Consider the following 18,608-nt stretch of genomic DNA (forward strand, 5'->3'; position numbering starts at 1 on the left):
CGGGGCGTACGCGGAATCGCCCTCCGACAGTGGCGTACGGGCCGCACTGTCGGGTCCCTACAGAAAGCCCCTCTCGCGATCACGGAAAGCGCTGGGCAGGGAACCGTGCGGCGCGACATGATCGGGGGCGACCGGTCTCATACGACAGGAGACATTCGTGCCTCATTCCATCGACGAAGCCTTCACGGCGCTGCCGCTGCGGGCCCTCGCCGACGCGGCGCTCGCGCGGGCCCGGGCGCTCGGCGCCGAGCATGCCGACTTCCGTTTCGAGCGCGTACGCAGTGCCTCGTGGCGGCTGCGGGACGCCAAGCCCGCCGGGTCGTCGGACACCACGGACCTCGGGTACGCGGTGCGGGTGGTGCACGGCGGGGCGTGGGGGTTCGCGTCGGGCGTGGACCCGACCATGGACGCGGCCGCGAAGGTCGCCTCGCAGGCCGTGGCCATGGCGAAGCTGTCGGCGAAGGTCATCGCGGCGGCGGGCTCCGACGAGAGGGTCGAGCTCGCCGACGAGCCGGTGCACGCCGAGCGCACGTGGGTCTCGGCGTACGAGATCGACCCCTTCACCGTGCCGGACGCGGAGAAGAGCGCGCTGCTGGCGGAGTGGAGCGCGCGGCTGCTGCGCGCGGACGGGGTGGCGCACGTGGACGCCTCGCTGATGACCGTCCACGAGAACAAGTTCTACGCGGACACGGCCGGGACCGTCACCACGCAGCAGCGCGTACGGCTGCACCCGCAGCTGACGGCGGTGGCGGTGGACGCGACGACCGGTGAGTTCGACTCGATGCGGACGCTCGCGCCGCCGGCCGGGCGCGGCTGGGAGTACGTGACCGGCACCGGCTGGGACTGGGACGCGGAGCTGGAGCAGATCCCGGAGCTGCTCGCGGAGAAGATGCGGGCGCCGAGCGTGGAGGCGGGCAGGTACGACCTGGTCGTCGACCCGTCGAACCTGTGGCTGACCATTCACGAGTCGATCGGGCACGCCACCGAGCTGGACCGGGCGCTCGGCTACGAGGCGGCGTACGCGGGCACCTCCTTCGCCACCTTCGACCAGCTCGGCAAGCTGGTGTACGGCTCGCCGATCATGAACGTGACGGGTGACCGGACCGCCGAGCACGGCCTGGCGACGATCGGGTACGACGACGAGGGCGTCGAGGCGCAGAGCTGGGACCTGGTCAAGGACGGTGTCCTCGTCGGCTACCAGCTGGACCGGCGGATCGCGAAGCTGACGGGGCTGGGCCGGTCGAACGGCTGCGCCTTCGCGGACTCGCCGTCGCACGTGCCGGTGCAGCGGATGGCGAACGTCTCGCTCCAGCCGGAGCCGGGCGGCCTGTCGACGGAGGACCTGATCGGGGGCGTGGAGCGCGGCATCTACGTGGTCGGCGACCGCTCGTGGTCGATCGACATGCAGCGCTACAACTTCCAGTTCACCGGGCAGCGGTTCTTCCGCATCGAGAACGGGCGGCTGGCCGGTCAGCTGCGCGACGTCGCGTACCAGGCGACGACGACGGACTTCTGGGGCTCGATGGAGAAGGTCGGCGGCCCGCAGACGTACGTCCTGGGCGGCGCCTTCAACTGCGGCAAGGCCCAGCCGGGCCAGATCGCGGCGGTCTCGCACGGCTGCCCGTCGGCCCTGTTCCGGGGCGTCAACATCTTGAACACCACGCAGGAGGCCGGTCGATGAGCCCCGTCAGCAAGCCGTACGAGATCGTCGAGCGGGCCCTGGAGCTGTCCCGCGCGGACGGGTGCGTCGTCATCGCGGACGAGCAGTCGTCCGCGAACCTGCGCTGGGCGGGCAACGCCCTGACGACGAACGGCGTCACCCGGGGGCGGACGCTCACCGTGATCGCCACCGTCGACGGGGCGCAGGGCACCGCCTCCGGTGTCGTGTCCCGGTCCGCGGTCACGGCCGAGGAGCTGGAGCCGCTGGTGCGGGCCGCCGAGGAGGCGGCGCGGGCGGCCGGGCCCGCCGAGGACGCGCAGCCGCTGGTCTCCGGGGTCGAGGCGTCGCCGGACTTCACGGACGCGCCCGCCGAGACGTCCTCGGCGGTCTTCGGGGACTTCGCGCCCGCGCTGGGCGAGGCGTTCGGCCAAGCCCGCGCGGGCGGCCGCGAGCTGTACGGCTTCGCGTACCACGAGCTGACGTCCACGTACCTGGGTACGTCGACGGGGCTGCGGCTGCGGCACGACCAGCCCTCGGGGACGCTGGAGCTCAACGCCAAGTCGCCGGACCGGACGCGCTCGGCGTGGGCGGGGCGTGCGACGCGGGACTTCAAGGACGTGGATCCGCTGGCGCTGGACGCGGAGCTGGCGCGGCGGCTCGGCTGGGCGGAGCGGCGGATCGAGCTGCCCGCCGGGCGGTACGAGACGCTGCTGCCGCCGACCGCGGTGGCGGACCTGCTGATCTACCAGATGTGGTCGGCGGCGGCGCGGGACGCGGCGGAGGGCCGCACCGTCTTCTCCAAGCCGGGCGGCGGCACGCGGCTCGGCGAGACGCTCTCCCCGCTGCCGCTGACGCTGCGCGGCGACCCGCACGAGCCGGGCCTGGAGTCCGCGCCGTTCGTGATCGCGCACTCGTCGGGCGACGACTCGTCGGTGTTCGACAACGGGCTGCCGCTGGAACCCACCGCGTGGGTACGGGAGGGGCGCCTGGAGCGGCTGGTGACCACGCGGCACAGCGCCGGCCTCACCGGCCTGCCGGTGGCTCCGGCGATCGGCAACCTGGTGCTGGACGGCGGGGGCGAGCGGTCGCTGGAGGAGATGGTGGCCTCCACGCGGCGCGGGCTGCTGCTGACCTGCCTGTGGTACATCCGGGAGGTCGATCCGGCGACGCTGCTGCTGACCGGCCTGACCCGGGACGGGGTGTACCTGGTCGAGGACGGTGAGGTCGTCGGCGAGGTGAACAACTTCCGGTTCAACGAGTCCCCGGTCGACCTGCTGTCGCGGGCCACCGAGGCCGGCCGGACCGAGAAGACGCTGCCGCGTGAGTGGAGCGACTGGTTCACCAGGGCCGCGATGCCGCCGCTGCGGGTGCCGGACTTCAACATGAGTTCGGTCAGTCTGGGCGTGTGACCCCCATAGACTGGCAGGGAACACCGCACCTGTTCGATCCCACTTCGCTCAAGGAGAGACGTCACCGTGACGGACATCGTCGACGAACTGCAGTGGCGGGGGCTCATCGCCCTTTCCACTGACGAGGACGCACTGCGCAAGGCGTTCGCGGACGGTCCCGTCACGTTCTATTGCGGCTTCGATCCGACGGCACCGAGCCTGCACCTGGGCAATCTGGTGCAGATCCTCACCATGCGCCGGATCCAGCAGGCGGGGAACCGTCCGCTGGGTCTGGTCGGCGGGGCGACCGGTCTGATCGGCGACCCGAAGCCGAACGCGGAGCGCACGCTGAACTCCCCCGAGGTCGTCGCCGGCTGGGTGGAGCGCCTGCGGGCCCAGATCGAGCGGTTCCTCGATTTCGAGGGCCCGTACGCCGCGACCATGGTGAACAACCTGGACTGGACGGCGGGGCTGTCGGCGATCGACTTCCTGCGGGACGTCGGCAAGTACTTCCGGGTCAACAAGATGATCACCAAGGAGGCGGTCGCGCGGCGGCTGAACTCCGACGCCGGCATCAGCTACACCGAGTTCAGCTACCAGATCCTCCAGGGCATGGACTTCCTGGAGCTGTACCGGCGCCACGGCTGCACCCTGCAGACCGGCGGCAGCGACCAGTGGGGCAACCTCACCGCGGGCACCGACCTGATCCACCGGGTCGAGCCCCACGCCGCCGTGCACGCCCTGGCGACGCCGCTGATCACCAAGGCCGACGGCACCAAGTTCGGCAAGACCGAGTCCGGCACCGTCTGGCTGGACCCGGAGCGGACCACGCCGTACGCGTTCTACCAGTTCTGGCTGAACGCGGACGACCGGGACGTCTCCAAGTTCCTGCGGATCTTCAGCTTCAAGTCCCGCGAGGAGATCGAGGAGCTGGAGAAGCTCACCGAGGAGCGGCCGCAGGCCCGCACGGCCCAGCGCGCGCTGGCGGAGGAGCTGACGACGCTGGTGCACGGCGCGGAGCAGTGCGCCGCGGTCATCGCCGCGTCGAAGGCGCTCTTCGGGCAGGGTGAGCTGGCGGAGCTGGACGAGGCGACGCTGGCGGCGGCGCTGGCCGAGCTGCCGCACGCCCGGGTCGCCGAGCTCGGCCCGGTGGTGGACCTGTTCGTCGAGGTCGGCCTGGCGCCGAGCAAGTCGGGGGCCCGCCGCACGGTGAAGGAGGGCGGCGCCTACGTGAACAACGCCAAGGTGACCGCCGAGGACGCCGTGGTCTCGGCCGACGAGCTGCTGCACGGGCGCTGGCTGGTGCTGCGCCGGGGCAAGAAGAACCTGGCGGCGATCGAGGTCACGGCCGGCTGACGCCCTTCAGGCGAAGATGAAGAGGGTGAGGCGGCCAGGGCGCGGAGAGCGCGTCCGGGCCGCCTCGCCTTTCCCGGGGCTTGCCCCGGGCGGTCAGGCCCGCTGTCTCTTGCCGCGCATCGACATGTAGAGCATGTCGCCGACTCCGACGATGACGACCGCCGCCACGACTTGCAGGGCGTGCCGGCCCCAGTCGATGCCGGGTGTGGCCTCGATGCCGAACGCCCGGGCGAGGGCATTGCCGACGATTCCGCCGATGATGCCGAAGATGGTGGCCAGCCACAGGGGGCTGTGCTGCTTGCCCGGCAGGATCGCCTTGGCCAGCAAGCCCAGCACGAACCCCACGATAATCGCCCACAACCAGCCCATGGCTGCCTCCTCGGTACGGATCGGTACAGATCGACATGAGCAGTCATCGACAGTTTGAGGTGTTGCGCCGTACGGCGCATGTCGGAGCGAGCCATACGCGGTACGCAGGGGGTGTATGCCCTGGTGAAGGGGTGCCCCGCTCTCGAACGGGGCGCAGGGCGGGCGTACCGTGGAAGCAGGTCCGGTCCGGGGAGTGTCCGGCACAGACGTCGGGTGGTGGAACGCGATGCGGAAGCGCGGTCATGACGAGGTCTTCCGGATCACCGGCGCCCGCCAGGGCTTGGCGGACGACGTACGGGGCCGGCAGCGCCGCTATGTGATCTCGATGTCGGTGCGGACGGTGGCGGTGATCGCGGCGGCGTCCCTGTGGAATGTGCAACGGCATGTGGCGATCGTGGCGCTGGTGCTCGGTGCGGTGCTGCCGTACATCGCCGTGGTGATCGCGAACGCGGGCCGGGAGACCGCGCCCCCGGCGCCGTCGAGCTTCGTGGTCACGCCGACGCCCACGCACCCGATGCTGGAGGCGTCGGAGCGCGCGGGGGACGGCGACCGTGAGCCGGCGCAGCCGCCCGTACGGGAACAAGCGGAACGTCAGGCGGAACGCGGACGGGAACGGCAGTACGGGCAGGGCTGACCCGTCGACACCCGGGAGGCCCCGGTCGGCGGGCATACAAGCTCAAGAAAAGCTCAGATCAATCATGACGTTCCGGTGCACCACGGCGGGGTGCGCGTGACATACTGCGTAGGCGCTCCGCATCCCCCGTCGGAGCGACGGACCGACGCCGGGCAGCTCCCCCCGTGGCTGCTCGGCGTCGCCTTTGTTCGGGCCGTTTGTTTGGACGTGTGGTGAGCGACGAAACCCAGCCGGAGACTCAGCAGGACGCTGAGCGGGAGACCCGGCCCATCTGTTCCGCCAAGGGCTGCCGGACGGCCGCCGTATGGGTGCTGGCCTGGAACAACCCGAAGCTGCACACGCCCGAGCGCCGCAAGACCTGGCTGGCCTGTGACGAGCACCGCGAGCACCTGTCCCAGTTCCTCGGCGTGCGCGGCTTCCTCAAGGACGTGGTGGCGCTCGCCGAGTGGGAGGCGCGCGGCGCTTAGCCCCCGATCGCGGACATCGGGCGGTCCGGCTGCAGGAAGCTCGGGTCGTCCAGGCCGGAGCCGGCCTTCTTGCCCCACATGGCGAGCTTCCATATCCGGGCGATCTCCTCGTCCGGCGCGTCCGAGCGCAGGGCGGCCCTGAGGTCGGTCTCCTCCCGGGCGAACAGGCAGGTGCGGACCTGGCCGTCCGCGGTCAGGCGGGTGCGGTCGCAGGCCCGGCAGAAGGGCCGCGTCACGGAGGCTATGACGCCCACGCGGTGCGGGCCGCCGTCGACGATCCAGCGCTCGGCGGGCGCCGACCCGCGCGCCTCGTCGGGCTCGGGCGTCAGCGTGAAGCGCGTACGCAGGGACTCCAGGATGTCGCCGGCGGTGATCATGCCGTCGCGCTTCCAGCCGTGCTGGGCGTCGAGCGGCATCTGCTCGATGAAGCGCAGCTCGTAGTCGTTCTCCACGGCCCAGGCCAGCAAGTCGGGGGCCTCGTCCTCGTTGAGCCCCGGCATGAGGACGGCGTTGACCTTCACCGGGGTGAGGCCGGCGTCGCGGGCGGCGGTGAGCCCGTCCAGCACGTCGTGGTGGCGGTCGCGGCGGGTGAGGGTCTTGAAGACGTCGGGCCGCAGGGTGTCCAGCGAGACGTTGACCCGGTCCAGGCCGGCGGCCTTGAGGGCGGTGGCGGTGCGCTTGAGCCCGATGCCGTTGGTGGTCAGGGACATCTTGGGGCGGGGCGCCAGGGCGGCGCAGCGCTCGACGATGCCCACGAGTCCCGGGCGAAGGAGCGGCTCGCCCCCGGTGAAACGGACCTCGGTGATGCCCAGGTCGGTGACCGCGATGGTGATCAGCCGGACGATCTCGTCGTCGGTGAGCAAGTCGGGCTTGGCGAGCCACTGCAGCCCCTCTTCGGGCATGCAGTACGTACACCGCAGATTGCAGCGGTCCGTGAGCGAGACCCGCAGGTCAGTGGCCACACGGCCATAGGTGTCGATGAGCACTGGGCCCCCTCCCCCGCGTTACCGGGATCCGTATACCAGCGAGACTACGCGACACCACTGACAACGACACGGGCCATTGTCCACAGGAGCGGCGGGGCCGCCTCGTAGGGATCTACGACGCGGCCCGCCTGCCCGTTTCGTACGGTGTCCGAGTCAGTGCGCTCCGACACCGGTGAGGGACTTGACCTCGAGTTCCGCGAACTTGCCCTTGTCCGGCTCCTCCTTGGAGAGCAGGGAACCCAGCCAGCCGAGGAGGAAGCCCAGCGGGATGGAGATCAGGCCGGGGTTCTCCAGCGGGAACCAGGCGAAGTCCGCGTCCGGGAACATCGAGCTGGGCTTGCCCGACACGACCGGCGAGAAGAGCACCAGCGCGACGGAGGCGACCAGGCCGCCGTAGATCGACCACAGGGCGCCCTGGGTGGTGAACCGCTTCCAGAAGAGGCTGTAGAGGATCGTCGGCAGGTTGGCGGAGGCCGCGACGGCGAAGGCGAGCGCGACGAGGCCGGCGACGTTCAGGTCGCGGGCGAGGGCGCCGAGCGCGATGGAGACGATGCCGATGAAGACGGTCGCCCAGCGGGCCGCGCGGACCTCCTCCTTCTCGGTGGCCTGGCCCTTGCGGATCACATTGGCGTAGATGTCGTGCGCGAAGGACGAGGACGAGGCGAGGGTCAGCCCGGCGACGACGGCGAGGATGGTGGCGAAGGCGACCGCGGAGATCACCGCGAGCAGGATCGCGCCGCCCGCCGAGTCGACGCCGCCGATGTGCAGGGCGAGCAGCGGTGCCGCGGTGTTCCCCGCCTTGTTGGAGGCGGTGATCTCGGCGGGGCCGACGATGGCGGCGGCGCCGAAGCCGAGGGCGATGGTCATCAGGTAGAAGGCGCCGATGATGCCGATGGCCCAGTTGACGGACTTGCGGGCGGCCTTGGCGGTGGGCACGGTGTAGAACCGGATGAGGATGTGCGGCAGTCCGGCGGTGCCGAGGACGAGCGCGATGCCGAGCGAGATGAAGTCCAGCTTGGACGTCCCCGTGGCGCCGTACTTGAGGCCGGGCTCCAGGAAGGCGGCGCCCTTGCCGCTGTTCTCGGCGGCCTTGCCGAGCAGGTCGGAGACGTTGAAGTCGAACTTCCACAGCACCAGCAGCGTGATGAGCAGGGTGCCCGCGATGAGCAGGACGGCCTTGACCATCTGCACCCAGGTGGTGCCCTTCATGCCGCCGATGGTGACGTAAACGATCATCAGGAGGCCGACGAGGGCGACGATCGCGACCTTGCCGCCGTCCGAGGTGATGCCGAGCAGCAGCGAGACGAGCACGCCCGCGCCGGCCATCTGGGCCAGCAGGTAGAAGATCGAGACGACGATCGTCGACGTGCCGGCGGCGGTGCGGACGGGGCGCTGGCGCATCCGGTACGCCAGCACGTCGCCCATGGTGAAGCGGCCGGAGTTGCGCAGCGGCTCGGCCACCAGGAGCAGGGCGACGAGCCAGGCGACCAGGAAGCCGATGGAGTAGAGGAAGCCGTCGTAGCCGAAGAGGGCGATGGCTCCGGCGATGCCGAGGAAGGACGCGGCGGACATGTAGTCGCCGGAGATGGCCAGGCCGTTCTGGAAGCCGGTGAACTGCCGCCCGCCCGCGTAGAAGTCGGCGGCGCTCTTGGTCTGGCGGCCGGCCCAGACGGTGATGAAGAGGGTGGCGACGACGAAGCACGCGAAGAGCGTGATGATCAGCGGCCGGTGTTCCGAGGCGTCGCCGGCTCCGGCCGCGAGCAGGACGGTGGTGTGAGCGGCGCTCATACGTCGGCCTCCATACGGGTCTTGATGGCCTCCGCCTTGGGGTCGAGCTTTTCGGCCGCGTGCCGGGAGTAGAACCAGGCGATGAGGAAGGTGGTGACGAACTGGGCGAGGCCCAGGACGAGCGCCACGTTGATGTTGCCGAAGAGCCGGGTGCCCATGAAGCCGCCCGCGTAGTTGGACAGCAGGACGTACAGCAGGTACCAGGCGATGAAGGCGATGGTCAGGGGGAAGGCGAAGGAGCGGTACGTGCGGCGCAGTTCGCCGAATTCAGCACTCCCCTGCACCTCGACGAACGACTCGGTCGTGGGCTGGACAGGGCTGGTGTCCGTACCGCCCCGAGGGGGCGGCGGTGCATCGGTAGCCACGAAATACTCCTCGCGACGCGGATGGGCTGGGCAGGGACGGAAGAACCTCGCGGTTCTCCCCTGTCAACGGCACGGGGAGCCGGGCGAAGCGGTTCACCTCCAGCCGTTTTTTCCTCGTGCCGTCTCCGGATCGGCCAACTCGTTGATGCGCCGGGATGATCGGCGATAGCTTCGCTGGTCATGTACCCGCCCATCCCTCACCGGGTCTGGGCGGCCGTCACGGATGATGTGGAGAACCCATGGCTCATCTGGCATCCCGGCGCGGGCGCCGCCACCCCGCCCTGCCCGCCGGTCTGGCGCTCACGGCGTCGCTCGGCCTGCTGCTTCCGGCGGGCGCGGCATCGGCCGCACCGGCACCGCTCGCCCCGGTACAGGCCGCCGCGGCGTCCGGGACGGTGGCCGGAACGGCCGACGGCCCCGCGATGTCGTACGTCGTCAATGTGACGGGCGGCCAGGCCACCGCAGCGTCGGTGAAGCGCGCGATAGCCGCGGCCGGCGGCACGGTGGTCATCGCGTACGACCAGATCGGCGTCATCGTCGTCCACGCGAGCGACCCGCGCTTCGCGGCGCGGATCCGCACGGTGCCGGGCGTGGAGTCGGCCGGGGCGACGCGGACCGCTCCGCTGGCGGCCCAGACCAGCGACGCCATCGCGGCCGACCAGCCGCTGACCGCCGCGGAGGCGCGGGCGGCGACGGCACGGGCGGCCACCTCCACCGCCGACGACGACCCGCTGCAGCCGCTGCAGTGGGACCTGCCCGCCATCAAGGCGGACAAGGCGCACCAGAGGACGCTGGGCAGCCGGAGCGTGACGGTCGCCGTGCTCGACTCGGGGGTCGACGACACGCACCCGGACATCGCCCCGAACTTCGATCGCGCGGCGTCGGCGAGCTGCCTCGGCGGCGTACCGGTACAGAAGGACAACGCCTGGCGGCCGGCCGCCGAGGAGAGCGACCACGGCATGCACGTGGCGGGCACCATCGCCGCCGCCAAGAACGGGGTCGGCGTCACCGGCGTCGCCCCGGGGGTGAGGGTCTCCAGCCTCAAGGTGGCGGAGCCCGCCACCGGCCTGTACTACACGGAGGCGGTGGTCTGCGGCTTCGTGTGGGCGGCGGAACACGGCGTCGACGTGACCAACAACAGCTATTACACGGACCCCTGGCTGTTCAACTGCACGACGGACGCGGACCAGAAGGCGCTCGTCGAGGCCGTCACCCGCGCTTCCCGGTACGCGGAGCGCAAGGGCGTGGTGAACGTGGCCGCGGCCGGCAACGCGCGTACGGACCTGGCGTCGGAGACCCTGACCGACAAGACCAGCCCGAACGACACCACCCCGGTGGAACGGACGATCAACACGCGCGACTGCTTCGACATCCCGTCGCAGCTGCCGGGTGTGGTGACCGTGTCGGGGACGGGCGCGCAGGGGCTGAAGGCGTCGTACTCCAACTACGGGCTCGGGGTCGTGGACATCGCGGCGCCGGGCGGTGACTCGACGGCGTACCAGCCGCCCCAGGCGCCGGCCACGAAGGGCGGGATCCTGTCCACCACGTTCCGCGGCGGCCACACGTACGCCTACAAGTCCGGGACGTCCATGGCGTCGCCGCATGTGGCGGGCGTCGCGGCGCTCATCAAGTCGGTGCGTCCGCACGCCACGCCGGCGCAGGTGAAGGCGCTGCTGTACGCGCGGGCCGACGCCATGCCGTGCACCGATCCGTACGACATCGACAAGAACGGCACGGTGGACGCGGTGTGCGAGGGGGTCACGCAGCGGAACGGGTTCTACGGCGTCGGCATGGTCGACGCCCTGGACGCGGTGCGCCGCTGAGCCGGTCGGGAGGCCGGTCGTAGGACCTTCCCCGCTATGGCACTCAGTGCCATAGTGGGGGCATGGATCCGACCCTGTCGACCGGTACAGAGTCCGCGTGGGCGGCACTGGGTGCCGATGCCGCCCTCCTGGACCGCGTCGCGTTCGGTGGCCCGTCCGGCGGGCTGCCGTCGCGGCTGCCGGTGATGGAGCTGGCCCGTGCGACGGTGGCGGTCTGCGCGCTGGCGGCGGCCGAGCTCGGCGCGGTCCGCACCGACCGGCCCGTAGCGCGCGTACGGGTGGACGACGGGGCGGTCGCGACGGCCTTCCGCAGCGACCGGCTCGCACGGCTGGACGGGCGCCCCTGGGACGGGTTCGCGCCGCTGTCGCGGTTCTGGCGGGCGGCGGACGGATGGGTGCGGACGCACGCCAACTATCCGCACCACCGGGCCCGGCTGCTCGCCGCGCTCGGCCTGCCGGACGGTGCCGGGCCGGACGCCGTCGCGGCGGTGCTCGCCGAGCGCCCGGCCGCGGCGGTGGAGGACGCCGTGTGCGCGGTGGGCGGGCTGGCCGTGGCGGTACGCGGCCCCGCCGAGTGGGCGGCCCACGAGCAGGGCGCCCTGGTGGCGCGGCAGCCGCTGCTGACGCTGGAGCGCCTCGGTGACGCGCCGGGGCGCGTGTGCCCGACGCTCCTGCCCGGCGAGGCGCCGCCGTGCTCCGGGTTGCGGGTGCTGGATCTGACGCGGGTCCTCGCGGGCCCGGTCGCCACGCGAACGCTGGCGTTGCTGGGCGCGGACGTGCTGCGGGTGGACGCGCCGCAGCTGCCGGAGGCGCAGGAGGCCCACAACGACACGGGGATGGGCAAGCGGTCGACGGCCCTGGACCTCGGGCGGGGCGCGGACCGGCGGGCGTTCGAGGAACTGCTGGCGGCGGCCGATGTGGTGGTCACCGGCTACCGGCCGGGTGCGCTGGACCGGTTCGGGCTCTCCCCCGAGGCGCTGGACGAGCGCCGCCCGGGCCTGGTGGTCGCGCAGCTGTCCGCGTGGGGCCGGTACGGGCCGTGGGGCGGGCGGCGCGGCTTCGACAGCCTGGTGCAGGCGGCGACGGGCATCGCCCTGCTGGAGGGCTCCCCCGAGGGCCCGGGCGCCCTGCCCGTCCAGGCCCTGGACCACGGCACGGGCTACCTGCTGGCCGCCGCCGTCCTGCGCGCGCTGACCGAGCAGCACCGGGCCGGCGGGACGCGCCTCGCGCGGCTCGCGCTGACGCAGACCGCGCACTGGCTGACGCACGGCCTCGCCAAGGGCCCGGAAACCGGCGGCGTGTACGACCCCGAGCCGTGGCTCGCGGAGCGGGACAGCCCCATGGGGCGGTTGCGGTACGCGCTGTCGCCCGTGTCGTACGAAGGGGGCCCGGTGGACTGGACACGCGCGCCCGGCCCGCTCGGCGCGGATCGCGCGGAGTGGCTCAGTTCCTGACCGGCTGCCGCAGCACCCCGTGCACCAGCAGGTACTGGGCGGCCGTGTAGGTGAGCATGATCCAGAAGTCCGGGACCGGCGGCTGCGGCCAGTCGGCGACCCCGGCGGCGATGAGCGTGTCCGAGACCAGGAACAGCGCGCCGCCCGCCCCGGCGGCGAGGCCGAGCCCGCTGGCGCGATACGCCATGGCCGTGAGCAGCGCCGCGTACCCGGCGACGGGGATCCTCAGGTCGGCCGGAAGACCGGGCCACAGGAGCACGACCGTGACGACGAGAGCGGCGCCATAGACGGCTGCCAGGGCCGGCGACGTACGGGCACGGCGGAACAGGAACAGGTAACACACGTGTCCGGCGGCGAAGGAACCCATCCCGACGAGAAAGGCCCACTCCGCGTCGGACAACAGGACCACGTCACCGCCCCAGCCGAAGAGCAGGGCGGCGAGCAGCAGCCGGGGCAGCGGCCGGGGCGCGCCGCTCGCCGCCGCGTACGCCGCGAGCAGCGGCATGAGCAGGGGCTTGGCGATCCGGTGCCCGGTCTCGGACCCGGCGAGGAGGGCGGCCAGGTCCACGGCGACGGCCGCCACGAAGGCGAGGAGCAGCCAGCGGGCCGGGCCCTTGGAGATCAGGGTCACGCCGTGCGCTCCGGCACCTGCGGCGGGACCTCGGCGTCCCGTACCACCGGCTGCCAGCCGGGCCCGCGGAAGACCCGCCCCGCCCGTTCGCGCCAGCCCCGGGCGGCGCGCAGGTCACGGGCGATGGCCGCGTACTCGTGGGTGGCGACGCGCAGCGGGTTGTACGTGTGGATGTTCTTGGTGAGTCCGTAGACGGGCCGCTCGGTCTCCGCCACGAAGGACCCGAACATCCGGTCCCACAGGATGAGGATCCCGCCGAAGTTCCGGTCCAGGTAGCCGCCCTGGGAGGCGTGGTGGACGCGGTGGTGGGAGGGGGTGTTGAAGACGTACTCGATGGGGCGGGGCAGCTTCCCGATCCGTTCGGTGTGCACCCAGAACTGGTAGACGAGGTTGGCGGAGTAGCAGAAGAAGACCGCCGCCGGGTGCACCCCGAGGGCCACCATCGGCAGGAAGAAGGGCCACACGGTGAGCGAGGTCCACGGCTGGCGCAGCGCGGTGGTGAGGTTGAACTTCCGGCTGGAGTGGTGGACGACGTGGCAGGCCCACAGGATCCGGATGACGTGGTGGCCGCGGTGGGACCAGTAGTAGAGGAAGTCCTGCGCGAGCAGCATCAGCGGAACGGTCCACCACAGGACGGGGACACGGAGCGGCGTGAGCTCGTAGACGGCGGTGAAGAGCGCGAGGGCCGGGATCTTCCACAGCAGGTCGAAGACGATGCTGCCGAGGCCCATGCCGATGCTCGTGGCGGCGTCCTTCACCTCGTACCCGGCGGCGTCCTCATCGGGATGCAGCCGGTAGCTGACCATCTCCAGGACGGTGAGCAGGACGAACGCGGGTATGGACCACAGCACGACATCGGGCAGGTTCGGCGGCATGCGAGCACCGTAGAGCCGGGGATCGCGGTGCGGCTAGAGGTGGTTACCGACAAGTATGCGAGACGACTTGTCAGCGGGCTTTGGCGACTTCCACCAAGGGCGGCGTCGTACGATCCGGTGGCAGGGGCAGTGTGAGGGGGGCCAATCACCGTGCAGGGTATGGAACTTGCCGTCGTTCGTCTCGCCGGTACGGTGCTGGGCGCGGTCGCGCGGTCGCTGGTCGCCCCCAGGGCGGGCGCGGGGCTGGTGGACCGCCCGTTGCGACCGCTCCCCCGCCCGGCGAAACCGGACCGGCTGGCACGGGTCCTCTCCGAGCGGCTCACCGCGTCGTACGGCTCCCTTCCCGACCACGAACGGCTGGCGGCGGTCGACTCCGTACGGGACACCTTCGCGGCCGCCGGCGAGATCGGCGCGGAACGCCTCTTCCGGCTCGACCTCGATCCGGCGCGGTTGGCCGGTGAACTGCACGCACCGGCGGCCGGCCTGAGCCCACGCGCGCTCGGCCTGTACGAGGAGCTGCTCGCGCTGTGCTGCGCGCACCTGGTGGAGCAGCTGACGGCGCACCCGTCGTTCCCCGCCCGCGCGGCGGTGGGCCACGCCCGCGTGGAGGAACGCGCCCGCCTGCTGCGCGGCCTCCTCCGCCGCGCCGACCGCGCCCCCCGGCTCCGACACCGGCTGGTCCTCCTGGCTGCGGCCTGCCTGGAGCACGCGCCGGAGCTGGACCCGGAGGTACGGGGCGAGGTGGAGGCCCGCGCGAAGGAGCGTACTCACACACCGCGCATCTTCACCTCGACGGTCTCGACCGATGGCCAGGGCTACGATGGTTGTTGCTCGCGGCGGACCATCAGCGCGACGAACTGCTGGCACGCCGACCTCTCCCGGCGCTCACCTTCCTCGCCCTGCATTGGCAGATCGAACTCGACCTCAGGACACTCATTCCGCTGCGCGGGCTCATCGAGCTCAGGCTGTGGCGATGCGCGCTGGCCGGAGGCCTGGAGCCGCTCCGCGACCTCCCCGCCCTCACCGCCTTCACCCTCTTGCACAGCCAAGGTCACGACAACCCCATCGACCTCCGCCCCCTCCTCGGCCTGGACCAGCTGACCATCACCCTGACCGGCGACATGCCCCTCATCGGCGAGGAGCACTTCGCCCCCGGCCGCATCATCCGCCGCCGCTAAACCCCCGCCGCCCCCAGCAGCGACCCCGCCCCGTACGTCACCGCCATCGCCAGCGCGCCCCCGCCCACCACCCGCAGGATCGCCGGGCCGGCCGGGGCCGCGCCGAGGCGGGCGCTGGACCAGCCGGTGAGGGTGAGGGCCGCCAGGACGGAGAGCACCGTGACGGTCAGGCGCAGGGGCGCGGGGGGCAGGACGATGGCGAGGAGCGGGAGGAGCGCGCCGACCGTGAAGGCGAGGAAGCTCGCGGCGGCGGCGTGCCAGGGGTTGGTGAGCTCGTCGGGGTCGATGCCCAGTTCCACGCGCGCGTGGGCGCGCAGGGCGTCGCGTTCCGTGAGTTGTTCCGCGGCCTCGCGGGCGACGTCGCGGCTCAGGCCGCGGACCTCCAGGAGGTCGGTGAGCTCGTCGAGTTCGGCGTCCGGCTGCTCGCGCAGTTCGCGCTTCTCCTGGGCCAGGGCGGCCTTCTCGGAGTCGCGCTGCGTGGAGACGGAGACGTACTCGCCCGCCGCCATGGACATGGAGCCGGCCAGCAGGCCCGCGAGGCCCGCCGTGAGGAGCGTGGCGCGGTCGTCGGTGGCGCCGGCGACGCCGACGACGAGTCCGGCGGTGGAGACGACGCCGTCGTTGGCGCCGAGGACGGCCGCGCGCAACCAGTTGAGGCGGGTGCCGAGCGCGCCGGCGTGCGCCTCGTCGTGGGGTGGTGCATCGGTCACCCGGTGAGGGTCTCACCCGCGTGGGCCGTACGCCCGTTGGCGACCGCCGCAAGTTGGCGACCGCCGTAAATTCGGTGGCGACCCCGTACAGGCGTTCCCTAGAGTCCGTGCACGCGGGGACGGCTCCGTACGCGTGCTTCCTTCTCATCTGACTCTCACAGAATCCGTAGCGCGCCCACTCTCCGTCCCCGCTTCACACGTCCAGGGGGTCTGTTTGTCCGTGCTGTCGTCCGTACTGCTCCGCCGTCTGCGCACGGTGTACGTCGACGGGGCGGGGCCCCGCCCCGGTGACGGGCCGACGGCGGCAGGGCTCGTCGCCCTCGAAGCCGAGCTCCTGGACCGAGGATTCGCCCCGACGGCGCGGCTGCGCGCGGCGCTCGCGTGGCTGGGACCGGCCGGGCTCGCGGAGGCGGGCAAGGAGCTGCTGGGCCGGCTGGACGCCGAGCTGGGCGCGGACCGCACCCATATGCCGCTGTTCCGCGACTTCCCGGTCTCCGTGCCCGACGACACCGACCGGCTCTATGTGGACCGGGTCTTCGCCCTGCTGCTCCAGTCGCCCGCCCAGCCGTGCGTGCTGTGCGGCACGGTCGGCGGCGTCGAGCCCGTCTCGCCCTGCGCGCATCTGGTGTGCCGGGTCTGCTGGGACGGCGCCGACTACGCCGGCTGCCCCCTCTGCCACCGCCGGATCGACCCGGCGGACCCGTTCCTGAAGCCTGCCGCACCGCGCCGCCACACCCACGAAGCACCCGGCGGGCCGCTGCGCCCCCTCGACCTGGGCACCGACCCGTCCGCCGACGCCGCCAAGGCGCTGGGCGCCCTGCTGGCCCGCCGCACGCCCCTGCCGCCGCAGGACCGTGACGACCTGAAGGTGCTCCTGGCGTACGCGCCGCCCGTGCTGGACTGGCTGCCCGGGGACGTTCCCGTACGGGAGACCAAGGCGCTCGTCCTGGGTTCGCTGCTGCTGGACCCGCGCACGCGGGAGGCCGTACGCCCCCTGCTGGACGAGCGGCTGACCACCGCGACCGACGTGCTGCGGCTGCTCGCCGTCTGGTCGGGCGGCGAGCCGGACCTGCTGGAGCGGCACCGCTTCCGGTCCCTGCCGCGCGGTCTGCGCCGGCAGCTGCTCGCCGTCCTGGACCGGCTGGCGGTCGCGTCGCTGGTCGAGGACGTGCTGCGGTACCCGGGGCCCTGGAAGCGGGCCGCCGAGGTCCTCCACCCGTACGAGCGGCACGGCGACCACCCGAGGGCGGCCCTCGCCTTCGCGGTGCTGCGCGCCACCGACACCTCGGCCGTCTCCCCCTCCCTCGGCGAGGCGCTGCGGCACACCGCCGCCGAGCACCCGCGTGCGGTGCGCGTCGACGGCACGCGCGTCAGGGCGCACACGTGGTCCGCCCGGGTCGAGGAGGCCCTGCGCGCCCGGGACCGCTCCACGGCCCTCGCCCTGCTCCTGCAGCGGCCCGGAGAGCTGCTGCGCCGCCTGGACCACCTCCTGCGCCTGGACGGCGACGCCGGCGCGGGCCTGTCGGACGCCGAGGCCCGGGCACTGACCGAGGCCCTGCCCGGCGCGGGTCCCGGCCCGCTGCTGTCCGCGCTCGGGCGGCTGCGGGGGCGTCATCTGCCCGCCGGGCGGCGGGTGTTCTTCCCGCGGGGCCGGGTGACCCACTCGTACACGGTCGACGACACGCGTGCGCCGCTGCCCGTCGCCGTCACCGAGCGGGTGTGCGGGCTGCTGGAGGCGGAGGTGCTGCGCCGGCTGTCCACCGCCTCCCGCTTCCGGCTGGCGGTGCTCGACGCGGGCCTGTCCGGGCTTGCCGTCCCCTCCGCCGAGGGTGCCGCCGCGAAGGCCCTGGTGTCGGTTCCGCGCGGCAGCACGCAGCCGCTGCCGGAAGGCGAGGTGCTGCGGCTGTTCCTGCACTGGACGCAGCCGCCGGCGACGCGGGTCGACCTGGACCTGTCGGTCGCGCTGTACGACGCGGAGTGGACGCACCTCGGCCTGTGCGACTACACGCGCCTGGTGTACGGGCGCAGGGCCGCCGTCCACTCCGGCGATCTGACGTCCGCGCCGGCGCCGGACGGGGCGACGGAGTACGTCGACCTGGACCTGGCCGAGCTCCGGGCGGCGGGTGTGCGGTTCGCCCTGCCCCTCGTCTTCAGCTACAACAACGTCCCCTTCGACCAACTCGTGGACGCCTTCGCCGGGTTCATGGCGCTGCGGTCGAAGGAGGCCAGGAGCTCGCGGTACGACCCGAAGGCGGTGCGCCAGCGCTACGACCTGGTGGGCGACTCCAGGATCCATGTGCCGATGCTGGTCGACCTGGAGCGGGGCTCGTTCCTGTGGACGGATCTGCACCTGCCGCCGTCCGAGGGCTACCACAGCGTCGCGCGGCACAGCCGCGAGTTGGGCCGGATCGGGAAGGACCTGTTCCAGTACTTCTCGGGCGGGCGGACGACCCTGTGGGACCTGGCCGTGTGGCACGCGGCGGCGCGGGCCGAGGAGACCGCCGTCCTGCGCGGCGGGGAACTGCTGTACTTCACGCGGCACGTCGGGGAGACCCTGGGTTCCTACGCCCGACGTATCCGCACGAACCGGGCACCGGACGCGCGGCGGGCCGGGGAGGACCCGGTGGCGATGGCCGCCCGGGCGGCGGCCGGGAGGCGTGTCCTGCTGGCTCTGGTGGACGGCGCGGTGGCACCCGACGGGGCGTCGGGCACGGTCTACCGGCTGCTGCCGGGCGCGGTCGACGGCTGCGGCCTGGAGCAGGCGGCGGCCGGAGACCTGGTCGCGGCGCTCGGCTGACCGCCGCCCGAACCGCCCTCCAACTGCCGGGCCCCGCAAGGGAACAGCGGCCCGGAGCGTCAACACGACGGCGCGGCAGGGGTGTGCGCGGGGGATGCCGGGGGCGGCGTTGTCAGTGGCGGCCTCT

The 18,608-nt window shown here is 72.5% G+C and carries 16 protein-coding genes and 1 pseudogene; 10 read left to right on the plus strand and 7 right to left on the minus strand.

Annotated elements, in window-relative coordinates; all coding sequences use genetic code 11:
* Window positions 1-157: 157 nt before the first annotated feature.
* The 3 genes from ABZX67_RS27660 to tyrS all read left to right on the plus strand — a co-directional run bounded on the left by ABZX67_RS27660 (window position 158) and on the right by tyrS (window position 4,404).
* On the plus strand, window positions 158-1,681 hold the full coding sequence (locus tag ABZX67_RS27660) for a TldD/PmbA family protein (protein WP_355365398.1): 1,524 nt from the start codon (window positions 158-160) through the stop codon (window positions 1,679-1,681).
* Window positions 1,678-3,069 (plus strand): metallopeptidase TldD-related protein, encoded by a 1,392-nt coding sequence (locus tag ABZX67_RS27665; RefSeq protein WP_355365401.1) that lies wholly within the window; start codon window positions 1,678-1,680, stop codon window positions 3,067-3,069. Before ABZX67_RS27660 ends, ABZX67_RS27665 begins: the two co-directional genes overlap by 4 nt.
* A 66-nt stretch (window positions 3,070-3,135) precedes the next feature.
* Complete coding sequence (tyrS, locus tag ABZX67_RS27670) at window positions 3,136-4,404, plus strand: tyrosine--tRNA ligase (protein ID WP_355365404.1); 1,269 nt, start codon at window positions 3,136-3,138, stop codon at window positions 4,402-4,404.
* Window positions 4,405-4,497: 93 nt separating this feature from the next.
* Here the strand turns inward: tyrS and ABZX67_RS27675 are convergent, their stop codons facing one another.
* Window positions 4,498-4,773: a GlsB/YeaQ/YmgE family stress response membrane protein gene (locus ABZX67_RS27675; protein ID WP_355365407.1), complete on the minus strand. Its 276-nt coding sequence runs from the start codon at window positions 4,771-4,773 to the stop codon at window positions 4,498-4,500.
* A gap of 226 nt (window positions 4,774-4,999) precedes the next feature.
* Here ABZX67_RS27675 and ABZX67_RS27680 point away from each other — a divergent pair, with 226 nt between their 5' ends.
* Together ABZX67_RS27680 and ABZX67_RS27685 are read left to right on the plus strand one after the other, a co-directional pair.
* On the plus strand, window positions 5,000-5,407 hold the full coding sequence (locus ABZX67_RS27680) for a DUF3099 domain-containing protein (protein WP_355365498.1): 408 nt from the start codon (window positions 5,000-5,002) through the stop codon (window positions 5,405-5,407).
* A 212-nt stretch (window positions 5,408-5,619) separates the two neighbouring features.
* A complete protein-coding gene (locus tag ABZX67_RS27685) occupies window positions 5,620-5,874 on the plus strand; it encodes a hypothetical protein (RefSeq protein WP_355365410.1) in 255 nt (84 codons plus the stop codon).
* Here the strand turns inward: ABZX67_RS27685 and moaA are convergent.
* The 3 genes from moaA to ABZX67_RS27700 all read right to left on the minus strand — a co-directional run bounded on the left by moaA (window position 5,871) and on the right by ABZX67_RS27700 (window position 9,013).
* The gene (gene moaA / locus ABZX67_RS27690) at window positions 5,871-6,860 is read right to left on the minus strand and encodes a GTP 3',8-cyclase MoaA (protein WP_355365413.1); all 990 of its coding nucleotides are present in this window, start codon (window positions 6,858-6,860) and stop codon (window positions 5,871-5,873) included. The two genes, ABZX67_RS27685 and moaA, sit on opposite strands and share 4 nt — an antisense overlap.
* A 153-nt stretch (window positions 6,861-7,013) precedes the next feature.
* Complete coding sequence (locus ABZX67_RS27695; RefSeq protein ID WP_355365416.1) at window positions 7,014-8,648, minus strand: cation acetate symporter; 1,635 nt, start codon at window positions 8,646-8,648, stop codon at window positions 7,014-7,016.
* Complete coding sequence (locus tag ABZX67_RS27700) at window positions 8,645-9,013, minus strand: DUF485 domain-containing protein (protein WP_355365419.1); 369 nt, start codon at window positions 9,011-9,013, stop codon at window positions 8,645-8,647. Before ABZX67_RS27700 ends, ABZX67_RS27695 begins: the two co-directional genes overlap by 4 nt.
* 239 nt (window positions 9,014-9,252) lie before the next feature.
* Here ABZX67_RS27700 and ABZX67_RS27705 point away from each other — a divergent pair, with 239 nt between their 5' ends.
* Both ABZX67_RS27705 and ABZX67_RS27710 read left to right on the plus strand, forming a co-directional pair.
* Window positions 9,253-10,836 (plus strand): S8 family serine peptidase, encoded by a 1,584-nt coding sequence (locus tag ABZX67_RS27705; protein WP_355365422.1) that lies wholly within the window; start codon window positions 9,253-9,255, stop codon window positions 10,834-10,836.
* Between the two features lie 62 nt (window positions 10,837-10,898).
* Window positions 10,899-12,290 carry a CoA transferase gene (locus ABZX67_RS27710; RefSeq protein ID WP_355365425.1) on the plus strand — a complete coding sequence of 464 codons (1,392 nt, stop codon included), beginning with the start codon at window positions 10,899-10,901 and terminating at the stop codon, window positions 12,288-12,290.
* On the opposite strand, the gene ABZX67_RS27715 is transcribed toward ABZX67_RS27710, so the two are convergent.
* Entirely contained in the window at window positions 12,280-12,912 is a 633-nt protein-coding gene (locus tag ABZX67_RS27715; RefSeq protein ID WP_355365501.1) for a lysoplasmalogenase, read from the minus strand. The two genes, ABZX67_RS27710 and ABZX67_RS27715, sit on opposite strands and share 11 nt — an antisense overlap.
* 5 nt (window positions 12,913-12,917) lie before the next feature.
* A complete protein-coding gene (locus ABZX67_RS27720) occupies window positions 12,918-13,796 on the minus strand; it encodes a sterol desaturase family protein (RefSeq protein ID WP_355365428.1) in 879 nt (292 codons plus the stop codon).
* A gap of 150 nt (window positions 13,797-13,946) precedes the next feature.
* On the opposite strand from ABZX67_RS27720, the pseudogene ABZX67_RS27725 reads away from it, so the two are divergent.
* Together ABZX67_RS27725 and ABZX67_RS27730 are read left to right on the plus strand one after the other, a co-directional pair.
* A pseudogene (locus ABZX67_RS27725) lies at window positions 13,947-14,387 on the plus strand (ATP-binding protein); the annotation flags it as partial.
* 236 nt (window positions 14,388-14,623) lie between these two features.
* Window positions 14,624-14,974, plus strand: coding sequence for a hypothetical protein (locus ABZX67_RS27730; RefSeq protein ID WP_355365507.1), 351 nt, complete (start codon window positions 14,624-14,626; stop codon window positions 14,972-14,974).
* Here the strand turns inward: ABZX67_RS27730 and ABZX67_RS27735 are convergent.
* The gene (locus ABZX67_RS27735) at window positions 14,971-15,684 is read right to left on the minus strand and encodes a VIT family protein (RefSeq protein WP_355365431.1); all 714 of its coding nucleotides are present in this window, start codon (window positions 15,682-15,684) and stop codon (window positions 14,971-14,973) included. The genes ABZX67_RS27730 and ABZX67_RS27735 overlap by 4 nt on opposite strands.
* A 214-nt stretch (window positions 15,685-15,898) precedes the next feature.
* On the opposite strand from ABZX67_RS27735, the gene ABZX67_RS27740 reads away from it, so the two are divergent.
* On the plus strand, window positions 15,899-18,481 hold the full coding sequence (locus ABZX67_RS27740; RefSeq protein WP_355365434.1) for an MXAN_6230/SCO0854 family RING domain-containing protein: 2,583 nt from the start codon (window positions 15,899-15,901) through the stop codon (window positions 18,479-18,481).
* Window positions 18,482-18,608: the final 127 nt, after the last annotated feature.

The sequence above is a fragment of the Streptomyces sp. NPDC003036 genome, from assembly GCF_040611175.1.
In the GTDB taxonomy this organism is placed as follows: Bacteria; Actinomycetota; Actinomycetes; order Streptomycetales; family Streptomycetaceae; genus Streptomyces.

Excerpts from the sequence above, each read along its gene's own strand:
- ABZX67_RS27680 (WP_355365498.1), top strand. The coding sequence starts at position 5,000 with ATGCGGAAGCGCGGTCATGACGAGGTCTTCCGGATCACCGGCGCCCGC.
- ABZX67_RS27705 (WP_355365422.1), top strand. The coding sequence starts at position 9,253 with ATGGCTCATCTGGCATCCCGGCGCGGGCGCCGCCACCCCGCCCTGCCC.
- ABZX67_RS27695 (WP_355365416.1), bottom strand. The coding sequence starts at position 8,648 with ATGAGCGCCGCTCACACCACCGTCCTGCTCGCGGCCGGAGCCGGCGAC.
- ABZX67_RS27710 (WP_355365425.1), top strand. The coding sequence starts at position 10,899 with ATGGATCCGACCCTGTCGACCGGTACAGAGTCCGCGTGGGCGGCACTG.
- ABZX67_RS27665 (WP_355365401.1), top strand. The coding sequence starts at position 1,678 with ATGAGCCCCGTCAGCAAGCCGTACGAGATCGTCGAGCGGGCCCTGGAG.
- ABZX67_RS27720 (WP_355365428.1), bottom strand. The coding sequence starts at position 13,796 with ATGCCGCCGAACCTGCCCGATGTCGTGCTGTGGTCCATACCCGCGTTC.
- ABZX67_RS27675 (WP_355365407.1), bottom strand. The coding sequence starts at position 4,773 with ATGGGCTGGTTGTGGGCGATTATCGTGGGGTTCGTGCTGGGCTTGCTG.